This is a genomic window from Candidatus Effluviviaceae Genus V sp., from assembly GCA_014728125.1.
GTDB lineage: Bacteria > Joyebacterota > Joyebacteria > Joyebacterales > Joyebacteraceae > WJMD01.
The window spans coordinates 17,258-36,209 of sequence record WJMD01000141.1 but is presented as its reverse complement, the minus strand read 5'-3'; the positions used below and the strand labels follow the sequence as shown (position 1 = coordinate 36,209).

At 65.7% G+C, this 18,952-nt stretch carries 8 protein-coding genes; 7 read left to right on the top strand and 1 reads right to left on the bottom strand.

The window, feature by feature from the left end:
• From GF405_08890 to GF405_08870, 5 genes are all read left to right on the top strand, one after another.
• A partial coding sequence (locus tag GF405_08890; GenBank protein ID MBD3368265.1) for a hypothetical protein occupies nt 1-1,204 on the top strand: 1,204 nt, incomplete at its 5' end.
• 175 nt (nt 1,205-1,379) lie between these two features.
• Nucleotides 1,380-5,351, top strand: a complete 3,972-nt coding sequence (locus GF405_08885) for a hypothetical protein (GenBank protein MBD3368264.1) — start codon at nt 1,380-1,382, stop codon at nt 5,349-5,351.
• 136 nt (nt 5,352-5,487) lie between these two features.
• The gene (locus GF405_08880; protein ID MBD3368263.1) at nt 5,488-5,886 is read left to right on the top strand and encodes a DUF1844 domain-containing protein; all 399 of its coding nucleotides are present in this window, start codon (nt 5,488-5,490) and stop codon (nt 5,884-5,886) included.
• Nucleotides 5,887-6,365: 479 nt separating this feature from the next.
• A complete protein-coding gene (locus tag GF405_08875) occupies nt 6,366-7,151 on the top strand; it encodes a hypothetical protein (protein MBD3368262.1) in 786 nt (261 codons plus the stop codon).
• Entirely contained in the window at nt 7,148-7,567 is a 420-nt protein-coding gene (locus GF405_08870; protein MBD3368261.1) for an NUDIX domain-containing protein, read from the top strand. Before GF405_08875 ends, GF405_08870 begins: the two co-directional genes overlap by 4 nt.
• Nucleotides 7,568-7,608: 41 nt before the next feature.
• On the opposite strand, the gene mazG is transcribed toward GF405_08870, so the two are convergent.
• Nucleotides 7,609-8,526, bottom strand: a complete 918-nt coding sequence (gene mazG / locus GF405_08865; protein MBD3368260.1) for a nucleoside triphosphate pyrophosphohydrolase — start codon at nt 8,524-8,526, stop codon at nt 7,609-7,611.
• A gap of 465 nt (nt 8,527-8,991) precedes the next feature.
• On the opposite strand from mazG, the gene alr reads away from it, so the two are divergent.
• Nucleotides 8,992-10,251: an alanine racemase gene (gene alr / locus GF405_08860; GenBank protein ID MBD3368259.1), complete on the top strand. Its 1,260-nt coding sequence runs from the start codon at nt 8,992-8,994 to the stop codon at nt 10,249-10,251.
• 381 nt (nt 10,252-10,632) lie between these two features.
• On the top strand, nt 10,633-18,924 hold the full coding sequence (locus GF405_08855) for a T9SS type A sorting domain-containing protein (GenBank protein MBD3368258.1): 8,292 nt from the start codon (nt 10,633-10,635) through the stop codon (nt 18,922-18,924).
• Nucleotides 18,925-18,952 lie beyond the last annotated feature (28 nt).

Genomic DNA, 18,952 nt, shown 5'->3' with positions numbered 1-18,952 from the left:
GGACGACCTCGCGATGTGGGAGGATCCGGGCGGCCGCTGGCACATGCAGGTCGACCGTGAAATGACCGAGGAACAGAAGGAGGAGGTCAGACGCCTCCGGTCGATCGGGTATCTGGCCGGGCAGGCGGCCGTTCCCGAGGTCGCCGGTGTCACCGAGCACGACCCCGAGAGGGCGTGGAACGGTCTCAACTTCTACACCTCCGGCGACTTCCCCGGCGCCGTTCTGATGGACATGGAGGGCAATATCCTGCACAGGTGGGAGTACGCCTTCATCGACGCGTGGCGCGCGAACCCCGTCAACGAGCTGCCGAAGAACACGAAGGGCGCGGGGTTCTGGCGGCGGGCCTTCCTCTACGAGAACGGCGACGTGCTCGGCATCTACGACGGGATGGGGCTGGTGAAGGTCGACAAGGACTCGAGACTCATCTGGTCCTACCTGGAGGGAGCCCACCACGATCTCGAGGTCGCCGAGGATGGTCGCATCTACGTCCTCGTGCGGGAGGCGCACATCGTCCCGAGGGTCAATCCCCATCAGCCGATACTGGAGGACTTTGTCGTCGTTCTCGACCCGGACGGCACCGAGCTCGAACGGACCTCCGTCGTGACGGCGCTCGAGAACTCGACATACGACGACATTCTGGCCTCAATGCGTGACAGCGGCGACATCCTTCACACCAACACGGTCGAGCTTCTCGACGGCAGGCTGGCGTCGCGGGTGCCCGGATTCGAGGCGGGCAACGTCATGATCTGTCCGCGGGAACTCGACGCCGTCCTCGTGATGGACCTCGAGCGCGAGAGCGTTGTCTGGGCGACGACGGCGCCGTGGGTGAAGCCGCATCAGCCGACGGTACTCGAGAACGGCGACATCCTCATCTTCGACAACCGGGGCAACGGCGGAGCCTCCCGCGTCATCCAGTTCGACCCGGTCACACGCGACATCACCTGGCTCTACGCGACGAAGGACCCGTGGGACTTCTTCTCGAATGAGTGCGGCTCGAATCAGCGGCTCCCGAACGGCAACACGCTCATCACGGAGAGCGACCGGGGCAGGGCCTTCGAGGTGACTCCCCGGAAGGAGATCGTCTGGGAGTACGTGAACCCCGCCCAGGTCAAGGACGACGAGGGGCACGCCTTCATCGCGTCGATCTTCGAGATGCTCCGTCTGCCCCCGGACTTCCCGACCGACTGGCTCGAGTCCGAGTGACGTCGGCCCGAGACCCCGGCGTCGGACCATCCCTTCGCCCCTCGGCACCCGAGGCTTCTCGGGCGGTCCGGGCGCTCATCATTGACCAGCCGCGCCATCTGTGGTATAGTTGAGAAAAGAACGCTTCGAGTGAAACCGCAAGTCCGTCTGAGCCCGGGCGGAAAGGGGGCGAGGCATGGTCACGCGCACGCAGGTTGTTCTTTCCCTGGCAGCGATCGTTGCGCTGGCATCGGTCGCCGGTGCGGCCTCGATCGAGGCCGACGGCTATGTGCTCGACTACGAGGGCATCCACTGCAAGGCCATCGACCCGGTCTACGATGACACCGACCCCGACGGGAACGGGGGAGACCTCATGGCGCTCTACGTGGACCAGCAGGTCGACCGGCTGGTGTTCCGCGTGGGGATGTTCATGATGCGTTCGCTCGATGGGAAGAGCGACTGGTTCCGCGATGCGGACACCGAGATCATCGTCTGCGCCGACTACGCCCCGGGCGGGGTGATGGACGTTCCCGGCGTGGACGGCGCACGCGTTCCCCTTTCCTGGGACAGCGCCGTCCGGATGGGCTACGACGACCGCGGCGGGTTCAGCGCGAGTCTGCTGACGCCCGATGGGGTGTCTGTCCGGAGCGAGACCCTGAGCGATGTCGTCATCGACCCGACCATTCACACCATCGAGTGCGCCGTTCCGCTGCCGGCGGACTTCGAGGAGGCCGTCACGACGGCGGCCGGGGTATCGAGGGCGGCGTATCGCGATGTGGCGAAGGCCGCGGCCGGGAACGAAGCCACGCCGGTCCGCTATCACGTCGTCGCTGTCATCGACGGTCGCGTCGTCGATGAGATGACGGCCACGAACGAGCCCGAACGCGGAGACCACAACGTCGCCTTCGTCCAGCACGGAAACCAGGGACTCACCTACACGACCGTCTTCTGGGGGGAGAAGGGTGAGAACGCTTCATATGCCGGCGACCCGGCGAACCCCGACGACGGCTTCGACGAGCTTCTCGACGCGCACGACTACTACGACATCCCCGGCAACTTCCACATGGCGGGCACGCTCATCACGGGCGCCGAGTGGCACGATCCCTCATTCAATGATTCGCTCGTGAACGGTGTGACCGAGGGCTGGGCCCAGATGATGACCTCGGCGTACGCGCAGCACATCATGCCGTTCGTGTACGACGAGATGAACAGCTGGTCGGTCTACATCCATCGCCAGCTCGTCTCCATGTACTACGGGCAGTGGCCGACGGTCGCCTGGGTACCCGAGCGCACCTGGCTCGAGAACCCGGACTCGGACGGCAACGGCATCGACGCGTCGTGCTGCGTCATCGACAACACCATCAAGGACGACTTCGCAGACAACGACGTCGAAGCGGTCATCCTCGACGACTACGTTCACTGCGGTTACATGAACGACGCCCTCAACGACCACCACGTCTACGTGCTCGACAATGGTCTCAAGGTCCTGCCGATCGACAACGACTTCGTAGGCGAGATGAACTACGACGGCGGCGCCGCCATGAACACGATCTGGAACGGCACCTCCGACGAGATCATCATCTACGGGAACGACTGGGAGGTCGCAGCCGAGGTCGCGGGCTTCGACGTCACGCATCCAGACGCCCTCAACAACTACATCTACGTGCTCCAGCAGTGTCAGCTCTACAATACGCAGATCAGCGTGTGGAAGCTCGACGACCTCATCGACTCGTGGCCGACGACCGCCATCACGCTCCAGAACGGCTGCTACGGGCTCCTGGGCGAATGGTACGGCTACGGCGGCAGCTGCAACTCGTGGTACTGCAACTGGGCGAGCTACACCGGGGAGGAGAACCTCGACGGGCACGATCCGAAGTGGGGCTACCAGGGGGCGTGGCAGTACGCATATAACAAGATCGCCTCGGGGCCGGACAACGACCTGTCACAGACGGCGTGGTACGTGATGATGTCGATGCTCCACGAGACGGGCTGGCACGACGGCGGTGAGATCGCCGGCTGGGAGCACCGCTACTCGAACCACATCAAGAACGCGAACCCCTACGCCGAGGCCGCGCTCTGGGCCGAGGACATGGGTACCTACGCCACGAACACGACCGGCTGCTCGCTCTGGGACATCGACGAGGACGGGCGCGACGAGGCGGTCCTCTGGAACGACCGCGTCATGGCGGTCTTCGAGGAGATAGGCGGCAAGGCAAACTGGGTCTTCGCGAAGGGCAACGGAGGCTATTCGGTCGTCGGGAACTGCAACGTCTACTGGGCGGAGACGGCGGGCGACTGGAACGAGACGAACCACGTCGCCGCGCTCTCGGACGTCAGCGTCGGAGGCATCGACCGCCAGCACGACGACTATTCGTTCGAGGTGCTCTCGGGGTCCGGCAGCACCGTGTCGCTCAGGCTCACGCACTCGGGCGGCGCCGTCGAGAAGACCGTGTCACTCACGACCGGCGATCCGTATCTCGATGTCGTCTACGACGCGGGTGGTGAGACCGTATACATCAAGAGCGGATGGTCGCCGCACCTCATCGGTCTCATCTGGGACCCCGAGCTCTACCGCGTGTGGGACCCGGGAACCGGCAGCTACTGCGGCCAGCGCTACTCGGGACTGGGCGTGACCGGCGCGTACGTCCTGGGCGACGGGGGAGCATCCCACAACCTGACGCAGACCGCCACGCTCCTCGAGATCGACGAGATCGTCGGCACGGGGCAGTTCGAGTTCTACCTCTACGCCGGCTACACCAGCACCCCGGTCGGGGATGAGATCGCGGAGCTCGAGGCGCTCTCGGCGGGCCTGACCGATGTCCTGTCTCCGACCCCGGTGGTCGGCAACTACTACCCGACGGCCGACCGGCTCGTCGTCAGGTTCAACGAGGTCGTGCAGTACGACAACGTCGACCTGACGGGCGTCGGCATCGATGCCGATGACGACCAGACGCCCGACGTTCTTCTGACACCCGCCTGTGTCGTTGAGAACACCGAGGACTCATCGGTCATTCGCATCGACCTCTCCCCGGAGATCGCTGATCTCATCGAGGCCCTGCCTCCGGGCGGACTCGAACTCGACTTCGAGCCCGACTCGTTCTTCGACGTCTTTTTCAACGGCAACCCGGCCATCGACTCGTCGGACGATGTCGATCTCATCTACGGTGCGAACACGAAGATCACGATCGATGGGTACTTCGATGACTCGGAGTGGGCGCCCTACACGCTCGTGGTCGACGATCCCGACGACGACTCCGGCTGGCATCCCCCGGAGCAGCCGCTCATGAACGAACTCTACGGGCTCCACGTCGACTGGGACGCCGAGTTCCTCTACCTCGGCGTCAACGGGCAGGTCAGCGGGAACAGCTGGCTCCTCTACCTCGATACCGACCCTGACGGCGCGAACGGGGAGACCGACCTCACGGCTATCGACAGCTGGGAGCGCGGCGCCATGTTCACGGCCTCGGGGTTCCGCGCGGACTTCCAGTACGGCTGCTACCAGCACCAGGGGGCCTACGACTCCGACAGTTTCTTCTCGATCGACTCGCCGACCACGACGACGGCGCTCACCGATTCGATCATCTCGGCGTTCGACGCGCAGCACGACTACGGCGTCGACGGCGGGAGCGAGATCGCGATCCCCTGGCACGTGCTCTATGGTCTCGGTCCCGGTCAGGTCCCGGCGAACGCCGAGTTCTCGCTCGTCGCGTCGATCTGCTGGGACCCGGAACCCGACGGCGAGCTCGGCGGCGACTCGGCGCCGTCGAACAGCTCGGCGTCGCTTCCGACCATCGACACGGTCTACACACTGACCATCGACCACGACGGCGACGGGTATCCCGACGAGGGGGCGACCGGCGTGCCGGAGGGCGGCGCGTTCGTCGGGCGCTCGAGACTCGTGACGGCGACACCGAACCCCTTCAACCCGACGACGACGGTGCGCTACAATGTCGCCGCCGGCCACGAGAGCGACGTCACGCTCAGTCTCTACGACGTCACCGGCCGGGTCGTGAAAACGCTCGTCGACCGCCCGGTAGGCCCCGGCCGACACAGCGTCTGCTGGGACGGTCGGGACGAGCGCGGCCGTCTCTGTGCCTCCGGGGTCTACTTCCTGAGGCTCGTCGCCGGCGACGACCGGGACGTCTCGAAGATCGCTCTTCTGAAGTAGAGCGAACGTGGAACGACAGTGGGCGCCGTCGCCGTGAACGGTGGCGGCGCCTCGCTTTTGTCCGTTGACGCGTGCCGGTGGCGGCCGTAGATTGAACGGGACGCACAAGGGAGACCTGTTCGCATCGGAGGGTTGAATGACTGACGAGCAGAAGCGCGCGACCGGACTCGACGGTCGCTTCTTCAGACTCGTGGCTACCTTTGAGGCCGCCGCCATGCACCAGCTCGGGAAGATCGCCCATCCCGTCACCGGCGAGATCGAGGTCGATCTCGAGGGCGCGAGAGATGCGATCGACATGCTGGCGATGGTGTCCGAGAAGACCGAGGGGAACCTCAACGAGGACGAGAGCCGCCTCCTTGAACACATTCTCTATCAGCTCCGGCTGAACTTCGTCGACGTGGCGGAGGGCGGCGAGGCATCCCCGAAGGCCGGTGAGGTCGCCGGCGCGTCCGAGAGCGGCTCCGACGAAGGCGGCGAGTCCGCGGCGGCGAGCGACGAGGAGCCCGACGCCGGCGGCGAGGAGGGGGCGCGGTGAGCGGACGCTTACCGGGGCACCTCGTGGCGGCGGCGCTCGCCGTCCTTCTCGCGCTCGCCACTCAGGCGGCCGCGGTCACGCCGTCCCTGACGGGAGCGGGCGGGCTGCTGGACGTGCACTCGGCCGAGCTTCAGACGCCGGGCGTTCTGGCTTTCGCGATCGCGGGCGACTACTACGAGTCGAGAGACCTCTCGGAGCGGCTCGGCGCCGGGGACCCCGGTCGCTACGTCGGGCTCAGGTTGTCGGGCTGCTACGGCGTCTCGACCTGGCTCGAGTTCTCGGGCGACCTGCCCGCCGCGGCAGCCCGCTGGGACACCGGCGGCGGGACAATCGAGTCGACGGGACTCGTCGGCCCGTCGGTCGGTGCCAAACTGGCGCTCCCGACCGGCAGCCGCAGCTTCCTTCTCGCGCTCGAGGGTCGCGTCGGACTCCCCGTCGAAGGCGGACTGGCGGTCGATACCCGCGACGGCGAGATCCACATGGCGGGAGGACCGGACGTCGACGCGGAGGCTCTGCTTCTCGCGACACTGGACCTGACAGACCGGCTCCCGCTGCGCCTTCACGCCAACGTCGGCTGGGCGTTCCACGGGGCCGGGACCGGCAGGCGGGTTTTCCCCGGCGGATACCCCGCCGTGCCGGAGGGGGGCTCGTCGACCGACAACGACGCCCTGGCGCTCCGCTGCGCCATCGAGTTCCCCGGCCGGAACGTCGACCTCTTCACCGAGTTCGTCGGCGACCTCGTCATCGACCGTGACCTCGTCGCGCTCAAGGAGAACCCGCTGACGATCACCCCCGCGGTGCGCGCGCGGCTCGGGTCGAGCTGGTCGGCCACGGGCGCGGTCACCTTCGGCATTTCCGGCGACGACCGCGACACGCCCGACTTCGATCCCCACAACGCCTATCCGGACTGGCGCGCGACGTTCGTCGTCGGCCTCTCGTGGCCGATCGTCTCGACGGACTCCGACCGCGACGGGCTCCGCGACCACGTCGACAGGTGTCCCCGCAGGCCGGAGGATCTCGACGACTTCGAGGACGACGACGGGTGTCCCGACCTCGACAACGACGGCGACGGCGTGCCCGACGAGGCCGACGGCGCCCCGAACCGTCCCGAGGACGTGGACGGCTTCGAGGACGAGGACGGCGTACCCGACCTCGACAACGACGGCGACGGCATCATCGACGAGCGCGATATGTGCCCGGACATTCCGGAGGATCTGGACGGCGTGGAGGACTCTGACGGATGTCCGGAGAGCGAGTGGCGATGACGTCCGACCACCCGAGGAACCCGTTCCCGACCGTCGACATCATCATTGAGCACGGCGGCGGGGTGGTGATGGTCGAGAGGAAGAACGAACCGCGCGGCTGGGCGCTGCCCGGCGGGTTCATCGACTACGGCGAGTCGGCCGAGGACGCCGCGCGTCGCGAGGCGTTCGAGGAGACCGGCCTCGAGCTCGAGGGGCTCCGCCAGTTCGGTGTCTACTCAGATCCGGACAGAGATCCGAGGATGCACACGATGTCGGTCGTGTTCACCGCGTCCGGCTCGGGCGCGCCGCGGGCCGGCGACGACGCGGCGGGCGTCCGTGTGATAGACCCGTCGGATCCCCCGCAGCCCGTCGCCTTCGACCACGCACTGATCCTCGAGGACTACGTTCGCACGAAGCGGGAGCAAGCCGGGGGCTGAGCGCGTTCGGAGCCTTCACTGCGGGTCCGAGCTGTCTGGAGCTACCTGTCCTCGCCGTCCGCGTCCTTCGCCTCGTTCCAGATCCTGTCCATCTCGTCGAGCCCGACCTCCGAGAGCTTCTCGTCCGCGAACCGCTCCTCGATGCAGGCGAAGCGTCGTCTGAACTTCAGGTTGGTCTGCCTGAGAGCCTGGTCCGGGTCGACACGGACGAAGCGCGCCAGGTTGACGATCGAGAAGAGCAGGTCTCCGACCTCGTCGCGCAGTCGCTCCTCATCTCCGCCGTCCAGTTCCTCCTCGAGTTCACCGAGTTCCTCACGCACCTTGTCGAGCACGTCGGAGATGTCCTTCCAGTCGAAACCTACGGCACCGGCCTTCTCCTGGATGCGTCGGGCGGTCAGAAGCGACGAGAGGTCGCGCGGGAGACCGTCGAGGATCGAGCGGCGGCTCCTGTGAGTCGACTCCTCGAGCTTCGTCTTCTCCCAGCTGCTTCTGACCTCGTCAGGCGTCGAGGCCACGGCGTCGCCGAACACGTGTGGATGGCGCCGGACCAGCTTGGCGGTGAGTCCCTCGATGATGCCGGCGATGTCGAACCGGTCATCCTCGGAGGCGATCTGTGCCATGAACACCACGAGGAAGAGCAGGTCGCCGAGCTCGTCCCGAAGACCGGCGTCCTCCGACGCGTCGAGCGCCTCGAGGACCTCGTGGAACTCCTCTATGAGGTGGGGGCGGAGCGTCTCGATGGTCTGCGCCCTGTCCCAGGCGCAGCCGTCCGACGACCGCAGGGTCCTGGTCAGGTCCACCAGACGCTGGAAGGACCCGCCTGCTGAATGCTCGTTCACAACAGCCTCTCCTCCTGTGTTGCTGCGAAGGACGGAACGACATGATGACCGCTCAGTCCCCGAAGAGCGACGATTTCGTAGGAACCACCGGACCTTACAGCACGCCGGGGGCCCCTTCAACGAAAAGCTCCTTTGCTAGGGGCTTCGGGGGTGGATCGGCTCACCCGGGAGCGCCCCAGGGAGCCCTCGCCGGTGCCCCCGTTCACCGGAAAGGGCCCAAAACAAGGCACCCTTGGTACAGCGCTTGCATCGTCACGCCCCCGAACGTGCAACAATGCCCCTTCCGTAGGCCATCCGAGCCTGAATGGAGAGGGCGACGACGGTGGACGCGGCACGGTCCCGACGGGATCGGCGCCGCGCAGCTCTTTGACATCGTGAAGAGAAGCGGGAAGGAGAGCCCCGGCGGCGGCCGGCGACGGTCGCTGCCGAGGAAGGACGAACGGTGCTTCTCCGCGAGGAGGCGCAGCCGCGCGGACCGCGGACGGGAGATGCCCGCTGAATGGCCCGAAATCGCTTGCGGGTCAATGGGCCCTGTGCTATCAGGGATGACGCTTGACACGCAGGATGAACTGACGGAGGTACCAGGTGTTCTTCTCGGCCTGGGTTGAGATCGACCTGGACGCGCTCGGCCACAACATCGGTGAGGTACGTCGTCTCGTGGGCGACGACCTCGGGGTGATGTTCGTGGTGAAGGCCGACGCGTACGGTCACGGCGCGGTCGAGGTTGCGCGGGTCGCCGTGCAGTCGGGTGTCGACATGCTTGGTGTCGCGACGCTCCAGGAGGGCATCGAGCTTCGGCAGGCCGGCATCGCCGCTCCGATCCTCATTCTCAGCCCTCCGATGGAGAGCGAGACGCCGGACATCGTCGAGTATGATCTCTGCTGCACCGTGCCGAGCCTCGCGATCGCCCGTGCGCTCTCGCGCGCGGCCGGCGCCAGGAGCAAGGCAGCCGCCGTCCACGTCGAGGTCGACACCGGCATGGGCAGGAGCGGCGTCGAGTTCGAGGACGCCATCCCGTTCATCACAGCCGTCAGCAAGCTGCCGGACCTCGTGCTGGAGGGAGTGTTCACGCACTTCCCCTCGTCGGACGAGGATCCGGACTACACACGGCGCCAGGTTGAGCGCTTCCTGCGGGCCGTCGACCGGCTGTCGGCGAAGGGCGTTGCGGTGCCGCTGGTGCACGCCGCGAACAGCGGAGCGGTGCTCGGTGTCAGCGAGTCGTTCAGTGGACCGCTCAACATGGTGCGTCCCGGCCTGATGATCTACGGCCTCAGACCGTCGCTGGGCGTCGGGCCGGAAGCCGACCTTGTTCCGGTCATGAGTTTCAAGGCGAGGATCGCGCAGATACGGGACCTCCCGGAGGGACACCCGGTGAGCTACGGAAGGACGTACGTGGCGCCGGGCCCGATGCGGGCAGCGGTCATCCCGGCCGGCTACGGCCACGGCATGAGCTTCCGTCTCTCGAACAGGGGCGAGGTGCTCATCCGGGGCGTGCGCGCGCCGATCATCGGGCGTGTGACGATGGACGTGACGATGGTGGACCTGAGCGGCGTTCCCGAGGCGGCCGTCGGCGACGAGGTCGTGATCTTCGGGTCCCAGGGGGATGCTGAGATCTCGGTCGACGAGATCGCCGAGAACGTGGGGACGATCAACTACGAGGTCATCTGCGGTATCGGCAAGAGGGTCGCCCGTGTCTACGTGAAGAGCGGCGAGCCGATCGGGATGCGAACGCTGACCGAGCGGCGTGTCGTCGGACGGAGGCGATGGGCCGCGTCGAGCCCGCCGGAACCGGTTCCGCGAAGCGGCGTGAGCGGCGATTCGGGCGGCACATCCCGAGGCTCGTAACTTGACAAAGGCTCTCGCCTTGGGAGTGCCGGAAGTCCCGATGTGATGGGCAAAAAGAAGGTTGACAGATTTCTCGGGCCTGTGCTAGATTGCCCCAACACCGGACCGACCGGTGCTGAAAACGAAGGGGATAAGAAGACGAAGAGAGAAACAAACGGTGGGGGTTCCTGCGTTTGGAGGCCACCTATGCGGTGGCGTATCCAGCGCGGATAGGAGGTGAACGATAGGATTCTGAGCACTGGCGTTTGGAAGGTTCGCCACCCGAACGAGGTGGCGGCAATTCTCTGCCAGGAGGTCTCGATGTTCCTCCGGCGGAGCCCCGGGAGCGCTCCTGGAGGTAGAGCGACCCGGAGCGAACACGCATTCTTAGGAGGTTGTCGGATGGCAAGAGAGAACCGCAGGCACAGAGGCGCGAAGCTTACGCTCGCTTCTCTCACGGTTCTGGTCTCGCTGGTAGTGCTCGGCGCCGCCCCGGCCGGTGCGTATTACTACGATACTGACGGGGACGGGCTGCCGGACTTCTACGAGATCAAGCACGGTATTCACGGGACCATCGCCGACGAGAAGGCCGATTGGGACGGCGATGGACTGCTGGATATCGAAGAGGACGTCGACGGGGACGGTATCGTCGATGTCGGAGAGACCGATCCCTACAACTGGGACACCGACGGGGACGGGATCTCGGACGGTGACGAGGGTATCGACCCGGTGAGCGACGATCCTGACGGTGACGGCCTCGTCAACGCGCTGGATCTCGACAGCGACAACGACTTCCTGCCGGACAGCGTCGAGGAGCAGGTCCAGCTCGGCGATACGTATCGCGACGGCGTCTGGGAGGGCGTTGGTTCTGACGAGACCAACTGGCTCGACGAGGACACCGACGATGACGGGATCATCGACGGTATCGAGGTCGCGCTCGTGCGGCAGCATCCGCAGGGCGGCTCGATGGATCCGGTCGAGGTCGCACAGACCGCCGACTACGATGAGGACGGACTGATCGACGGCGATGAGTTCTACGTCTGGGGCACCGACTGGTACGATGAGGATTCCGACGACGACGACCAGACGGATCTCGAGGAACTGGACACGGACTACCCGCCTCTCGATCCGGGTCACATGGACTACGACGACTACGCTGACCGGAACGACGTTGATCGCGACGGCATGAACAACGCCATCGACTACGACAGCGACAACGACGGTCTGATCGACGAGGACGAGACCTCGCCCGCCGGCCGCGCGCCGACCGACCCGTACGACTGGGACACGGACGACGACGGCTTCACGGACGGGTATGAGGTCAACACGGCAGGCACCCCGCCGAACGTGGCCGACGACACCGATGGTGACGGCTGGGCCGACGGCTGGGAGGTCGCGTGGTTCAAGACCGATCCGAACGACACCGACACCGACGGCGACGGCTTCTCGGACGACACCGAGAACCCGACGGCCGGCTTCGACCCCGACGATCCGCACACCGGGCTCGACACGGACGGTGACGGCCTGATCAACGCTCTCGATCTCGATAGCGACAACGACGGTATCGACGACGGCGAGGAGCGCGTGACGGGCTCGGACGGCTACGTGACCGATGCCTATGATGAGGACACGGACGACGACGGTCTCCGCGACAACTTCGAGATCTCGATCACCTGCACCGACCCGACGGCCGGGAACCTGGACGGCGACGGGATCGACGCGGGCGACGAGGTCTACACCTACAAGACCGATTTCGACGATGCCGATACCGACGGTGACGGCATCAACGAGGCGGAGACAGGCAGTGCGAGCACGGTCGACCGCGTCAACAGCAACACCGACGCGTCGAACCCGCTTCCTTACAAGGACTCGCTGGTGAACGCCCTCGACCGGGATGCGGACGGCGACGGTATCTGGGACGGTGACGAGGCGAGCTACAACACCAGCATGGCGGACTGGGATTCGGACGACGACGGTCTGGCCGACGGCGCCGAGGTCTGGGTCTGGGGCACCGACCCCGATGACGAGGACACCGACGACGACGGTCTCGAGGACGGCGAGGAAGTCCTGACGTACGGGACCGACCCGCTCGACCCGAACACCGACGACGACTACATCAACGACGGTGACGAGGTCGCCCTCTGGATGGTCTGGGCTCCGAACCTCCCGACCCCGTTCCCCAACCCGCTCGATCCGGACACCGACGGCGACAGCATTCTCGACGGTGAGACGATCAGCGGCTACTACATCGACGCGGCCGGAGACACGGTTGACTGGACGTGGACGGAAGGCGGCACGGATGACGAGCTCATCCCCGACGGCTTCCCGAACATCCTCGATCCTGACTCCGATTGGCGCGAGCAGCACTCGCCCGGTGAAACGCCGGCGTACGACTACTACGACTTCCACGATCGTACGGAGGTCGCCTACGGCGACTATGTGGCCTATCTGAACGCGCAGCGGGGTGTCCGCTTCGTCGATGATCAGCCGCTCCACCCGGGGAATCCGGACACGGACGGCGACGGCTACACGGACTTCTCCGAGGTTGCGAGGGGCACCGACCCGCTCGACGCGCGTGACTTCAGCGCGGTGCCGTACACGCCGGTCGACTCTGACGGTGACGGCCTGTGGGACATCGAGGAGTTCATCCTCGAGGGCACGGCGACGGGCACGATGTACCTCGATCAGGACCACGACGGCGACGGCCTCTACGACGGCGACGAGCTCCATCCGACGCTTCCGAACCTGACGGCCGGTTCGCCGGTGGTCGAGTGGTTCGACGTCGACGGCGAGGACCAGAGCTGGCCGACGAGTCCTCTGACCATGCATTCCGAGACCGACAACGGCCTCGAGGTCTCCGACGGCGAGACGGACTACGAGGAGATCGTGTCGAACCCGATCTCGTCGAATCCGCACGTCAGGGACACCGACGGCGACGGTCTCAACGACAACACCGAGGTTCTCCGCGGCTACGATCCCACGGACTTCGACATGGACGAGGACGAGCTGTGGGACGGCATGGAGGACCAGGACGGCGACGGTGTGCTCGACTCGCCGACGGGCTACGCCACGAGCTACACGGCGGAGACCGATCCCGAGGACGGCGACACCGACGACGACGGCATCTACGACGGTCCGGAGCGCACGTTCCGCACCTACCAGCGGAACATGGACTCGGACGGTGACGGTCTGGATGACGGACTCGAGGTCGGCTACTACTACGTCGACGGCATCGACAACAACATCGGCGCCGACACCGACCAGCCGACCTTCGGCGACGGCGACCAGGATCCGACGACGATGACGGATCCGCGCCTCGTTGACTCCGACTTCGACTGCATCGAGGACGGCGACGAGGACCTGGACGCCGACGGCCTGTACGAGCCGCTGGCCGGCGAGACGGACGCGCAGAACCGCGACTCCGACGGTGACAACCTGTACGACTACTACGAGTACAACGGTGCGGTTGCCTCGGTCGGCGGATGCTACAGCGGTTGGTGCGACAACTCCGGTGATCCGACCGACCCGTACGACGCCGACACCGACGGCGACGGTCTGCCCGACGCTCACGAGTACGAGCAGGGCTGCGAGTCGAACGGTGCGTTCGCGCTCGATCAGGATGAGGACGGCTACGAGGACGGTGCGGAGTTCGACGGTGTGGACTACGTGTCCGACCCGAACCGTGCCGACACCGACCTCGACGGGTACGACGACTACCTCGGTGAGTTCAGCGGGGTCGACGACTACCCGGACAACGTCGAGGCAGCGGCCGACTGCGACCTCGACGGCATCCTGAACGTGATGGATGTTGACAGCGACAACGACTGGATCCTCGACTCGGCCGAGGGTGCCGAGACGAGCGACGACCTCGAGGGCGACGGTTACGTCGACATTCTCGACGGCGACCGCGACAACGACTACCTCGAGGACCCGCTCGAGAAGGGTCTGGCCATCTACGACCCGCGCGACATGGACACGGACGACGACGGTCTGTACGACGGTGAGGAGTACTACCACCCGTTCTGGCACACGATCGGCTGGAGCTGCGGTGGTCGGGGCGACACGGTCGCCATCACCTACACGGACTGCGGCGTCGACAACCAGAGCCGTGACACAGACGGCGATGGCTGGGTGTCCGGTCTTGCGTACTACCACCACGACGGGTTCGAGGCGGGGCGCGACACGATCCTCTTCATGGACATGGGGACGACGCCTCCCACGCCGGGTACCGACGACGATCCGCTGATCTGGGACGCCGACGGCACGCAGAACTCCGACCCGCGCTACGTGGACTCGGACTTCGACGGCACGTGGGATCCGCTCGAGGACGTTGACTGGGACGGCGAGGATGCCGACATCACGTCGCTTGCTGAGACCGATCCAATGGACGACGACAGCGACGACGACGGCCTCTTCGACTCCTGGGAGATCGACTACTTCGGTATCGCGATGGCGATGGACTGCGACACCGACGATGATGTCCTCCCGGACGGTCTGGAGCTCGGTCTCCAGACGTCGATGGGGAACGCCAAGTCCGACTGGATGCCGACCGACACGGACTACGGCTCGGGCAGCGCCTGCTGGCCGGGCACGATCTACGACACCGTGGACGGCGGCGCCTACACGACCGATCCGGCAGACGACGACACCGACGACGACGGTCTGACGGACGGCACCGAGGACAAGGACGAGGACGGAAACCGCGACGGGAACGACGTCTTCAACGATTGCTCGTCCGACTGGACGACGATCGGTGAGGCCGACCCGAACGAGTGGGACACCGACCGCGGCGGCGAGCCGGACGGCTCCGACTCCGATCCTCTGTCCAAGTGCACCGGCGACTGGGACATCGACATCGATCCGGATCTTGAGGACGCGGTCGACGACACGCTGGATATCGGCGTTGCCGGCACCGGCATCCTCCCGGGTTCGAACGACACGTCGACGTTCGAGGTCTGGCACACTGACGGCGGGAACAACCCCGACGCCTTCGACGGTCCCTCCAGTGCCGCGTCGCTCGACAGCGTCTATGTGCGCGCGACGTCGCTTCACTGGGCCGGCCCGCTCTGGGGTGCGGACGCCTACAGTGTTCCGGACACCAGCACGATGCACTGGATCCACTACTCGCACGTCAGCTTCAACCAGGACGTGATCAACGGCTTCGCCGCGGGCACGTCCGAGGAGATCGACGTGACGGTCGATGTGCCGTGGGGTGCGATGCCCGGCTGGTACGTCGGCTACGTGCAGGTCGAGACGAGGCGCGATCTGGAGCAGGAGCTTCCGGACGACTACATCACGCTCCGCGTCTACGTCGCCCCGCACAAGGACCTCGACATCTGTGACTGGGATGCGATCCCGTCGGAGGGTTATCTCGATCCGCGCGGTGTTGGCGGTTCGGCTCCGTGGGATATGCCGGGTGTGAGTCCGGACACGACCCAGATGCACCTGGTCGGGGCTCCGGTGCACCGCGATACGGTCTACGGCATGTTCCGCGTCGCGAATCCGAACACCTACCCGGACGGCGTCGGCCCCTACTGGCCGTACGGCACCGGCACGGCGGACGGGATCAACGACTACAACATGCAGCCGGCAGTCCCCTGGATCGACCGGATCTGGGATGTGCCGTGGTGGAACGACCCGCAGGGCAACGTGAACCTCACGGGCGACATCGAGGCCCAGTATGAGTTCACGTCAGGTCCGGCGGATCCGACCACGTCGATCTGGTTCCAGAACAGGGACCAGGTGACGTCGCCGCTCAAGAACGGTTTCGATCTCGCGACGACCGATTCGTTCAACGTGATGATCGAGACCACAGAGCTTCCGGCGGGCGTCTACAGTGGTGTCGTCAGGATCTTCGAGGACATCCACGGCGCCGGCGGTCCGCTGACCGATCCGGACAACGTCTGGCAGGCTGATGAGGTCTCGGACACACTCCGCCTCGTCTTCTGGCTGACGCAGCCGGACTTCGACATCGACGACGACTACGCCAACATGGACGGGAACGAGCTGACGATCGGCATCGATCCCGACAACTATGTCGGCGAGGTCATCGAAGAGGTCCAGTTCTGGAACGTCGAGGGCATGGTCAAGAACAACGTCGACCCGTGGGATGCTCCCAAGGGTATGGGCGAGGATCTCCTCGACTTCTGGTTCTACGACACGTCCGACGGCGTGACCGGCACGAAGGTCTCGTCGCGGTTCGACAAGATCCCGATGGAGACGACGCCGGACGGCGAGCCGGTCGGCGGGCCGATGACCTTCCAGGTCTACCGGTCGACCGATCTGATGTACTCGATCGACGTCGATCTCTACGGCGACATGGGCGACACCCTGATGCAGGGTGAGGCCAAGAAGATGATCGTCAGGGTTCCTGCGCAGCCGGACTCGGTCTGGCAGCGTGTGCTCCCGGCGGGCACGTATCGTCCGTACCATCCGGACACCCTCAACGTCGTGCCGGATGATGCGGCGACGGCGTGGCCGTGGGAGTTCGGTGACGGCGTGGTGCCGATCGGGACTCGCGGCATGGCGACGGGCATGCAGTACGCCCCGCACGTCGACTTCGAGGATTACGAGGACGGTGTCCTCTGGAATCCCTCGAGGCGCGAGACGCTCGAGACCCTGATGGACTACTTCTATCTCATCGTGACGATCGACCCGTACATCGAGGTCAAGTTCCCCGACGCCGCCACGTGGAGTGTCACGGGCGACCCGGGCTCGACCCAGTGCGGCGACGCCATCGTCATGAACTGGGGCAACTACGTGGCCGAGGATGTCGAGTTCGAGGCTTCGAACCTGGTTGGTATGGACTACAGCCAGATCATCCTCGCCGACTACGTGGACTGGACCCCGGCGAGCCTGACGATCCCGTGGGAGGAGCAGGACACGACGAACGTCTGTGTCGCGATTCCCGAGGGGACGCGGGCGGATACGTACGAGGGCACGCTGACGGTCCTCGCCGACGGCGGCGAGCCGTTCGACGAGCTGCCTCTCGAGGTGGTCGTCAACTGCGTGCCGGGCATGGACGTCATGGAAGGCACCTACGGTGTCTCCGGTAACGTGATGTCGCTCGACCCGATGGCGGGGATGTCGGACTCGAAGCAGTTCGAACTCTGCAACATCGGGAACTGCGATGTCTCGGGCGTCGATGCAACGGTCACCGGTCTCCCGGCCGGGCTCTCGGCCGTCGTGACGGTCGACGAGGACGTCGACTGGAACGACTGCATCCTGGGCGAGGTCGAGGTGACCTGGACCGATCCTTCGCTGGCTGCCGACATCTACGAGGCAACGGTCACGGTGACGGCGGACGGCGGTCTGACTGACACGTTCACGCTCGAGGTCCAGGTGGATCAGCTCTTCGCCGCGAGCTTCGGCGACGATGCGATGATCCTCAACACGGACCCCGACGCGACGATCTGTGACGAGGTGCTCGTGTCGAACGACGGCAACGAGACCCTCGACGACATCCAGTTCGAGGTTGAGGCGAACCTGGACGGCGACATGTACGGCGGCGTGCTCGCGGCAAGCGCCATCGACTTCCACGACGATGCCTTCGCGGGCATGCTGGAGGCCGGTGAGAGCGAGTACCTCGAGATCTGCGCCTCCGTGCCGGACGGCAAGCGGGCCGACACCTACAAGGGTTGGGTCAGCCTCTTCGCCAACGGCAGCGTCCAGTACGACTCGCTCGAGTTCTGGGTCGAGGTGAATTGCGTGCCTGCTCTCGACATCATGGACAGCGCGCTCGACGTCGTCGGAAACAAGATGACGCTGACGCCTGAGCCGGGTGGTTCGACGACAGGCGAGTTCAGGCTCACGAACCTGGGCAACTGCGATCTCGAGAACGTCGAGGCCGCGGATGTCACCGGCCTGCCGAGCGGCGTCTCGGCGGACGTGACGATCGACGGAACGGTCGGCTTCGGCGATCACGCCGATGGCGAGGTCGAGGTCACGTGGACGGATCCGGGCGTGAGCGCCGGCACCTATCCGGTGACGGTCACCGTCTCTGCTGATGGTGACATCGCCGACAACTTCAACCTCTGGGTGGTCATCACCGAGCTGCCGGGTGTCGCCTTCGCGGGCGATGCGCCGGAGGTCGACGGTGAGGCCGGCGGAGCGGTTGAGACCGAGATCTGGGTGAGGAACACGGGTAACGTCGATCTCGTCGCCGGCAGGGTCACGCTGGTCAAGGATGACCTGGTCGGTTACACGGGCTCGATGATCCCGATGGAGTCGATCGAGGTGGAGCCTGCGACGCAGGCGATCGCCGAGGGCGACAGCGCCATGTTCACGCTCAGTATCGCGGTGCCGGAGGGTCTGCTCGGTCAGGACTACGCCGGTGACTTCGGAATCACGCTCGACGAGGATCTCGTCGACGACGAGGAGATGGAAGTCACCGTCTCCATCGCGCGTGGTGACGAGATCGTGGCCTACCCGAACCCCTGCCGCGAGAGCGAGGGGTGCGAGGGCATCACGATCGCCATCGGCGACACCGAGGGGACTCCTGAGGTCATGGTCTACGACATGTTCGGCGCGCTGGTTGCGGACCTCACGGCAGAGGTCAGTGAGGAGCGCAGCAGCACCGACGTGCAGTGGGACCTCATGAACGACGACGACAAGGCCGTGGCGAGCGGTATGTACATCGTGACCATCGACACGGGCTCTGAGGTTGTCACTCGCAAGGTCATGGTCATCAGGTAAACGCGGTACGTGTGGTGGGCCGGGGCTC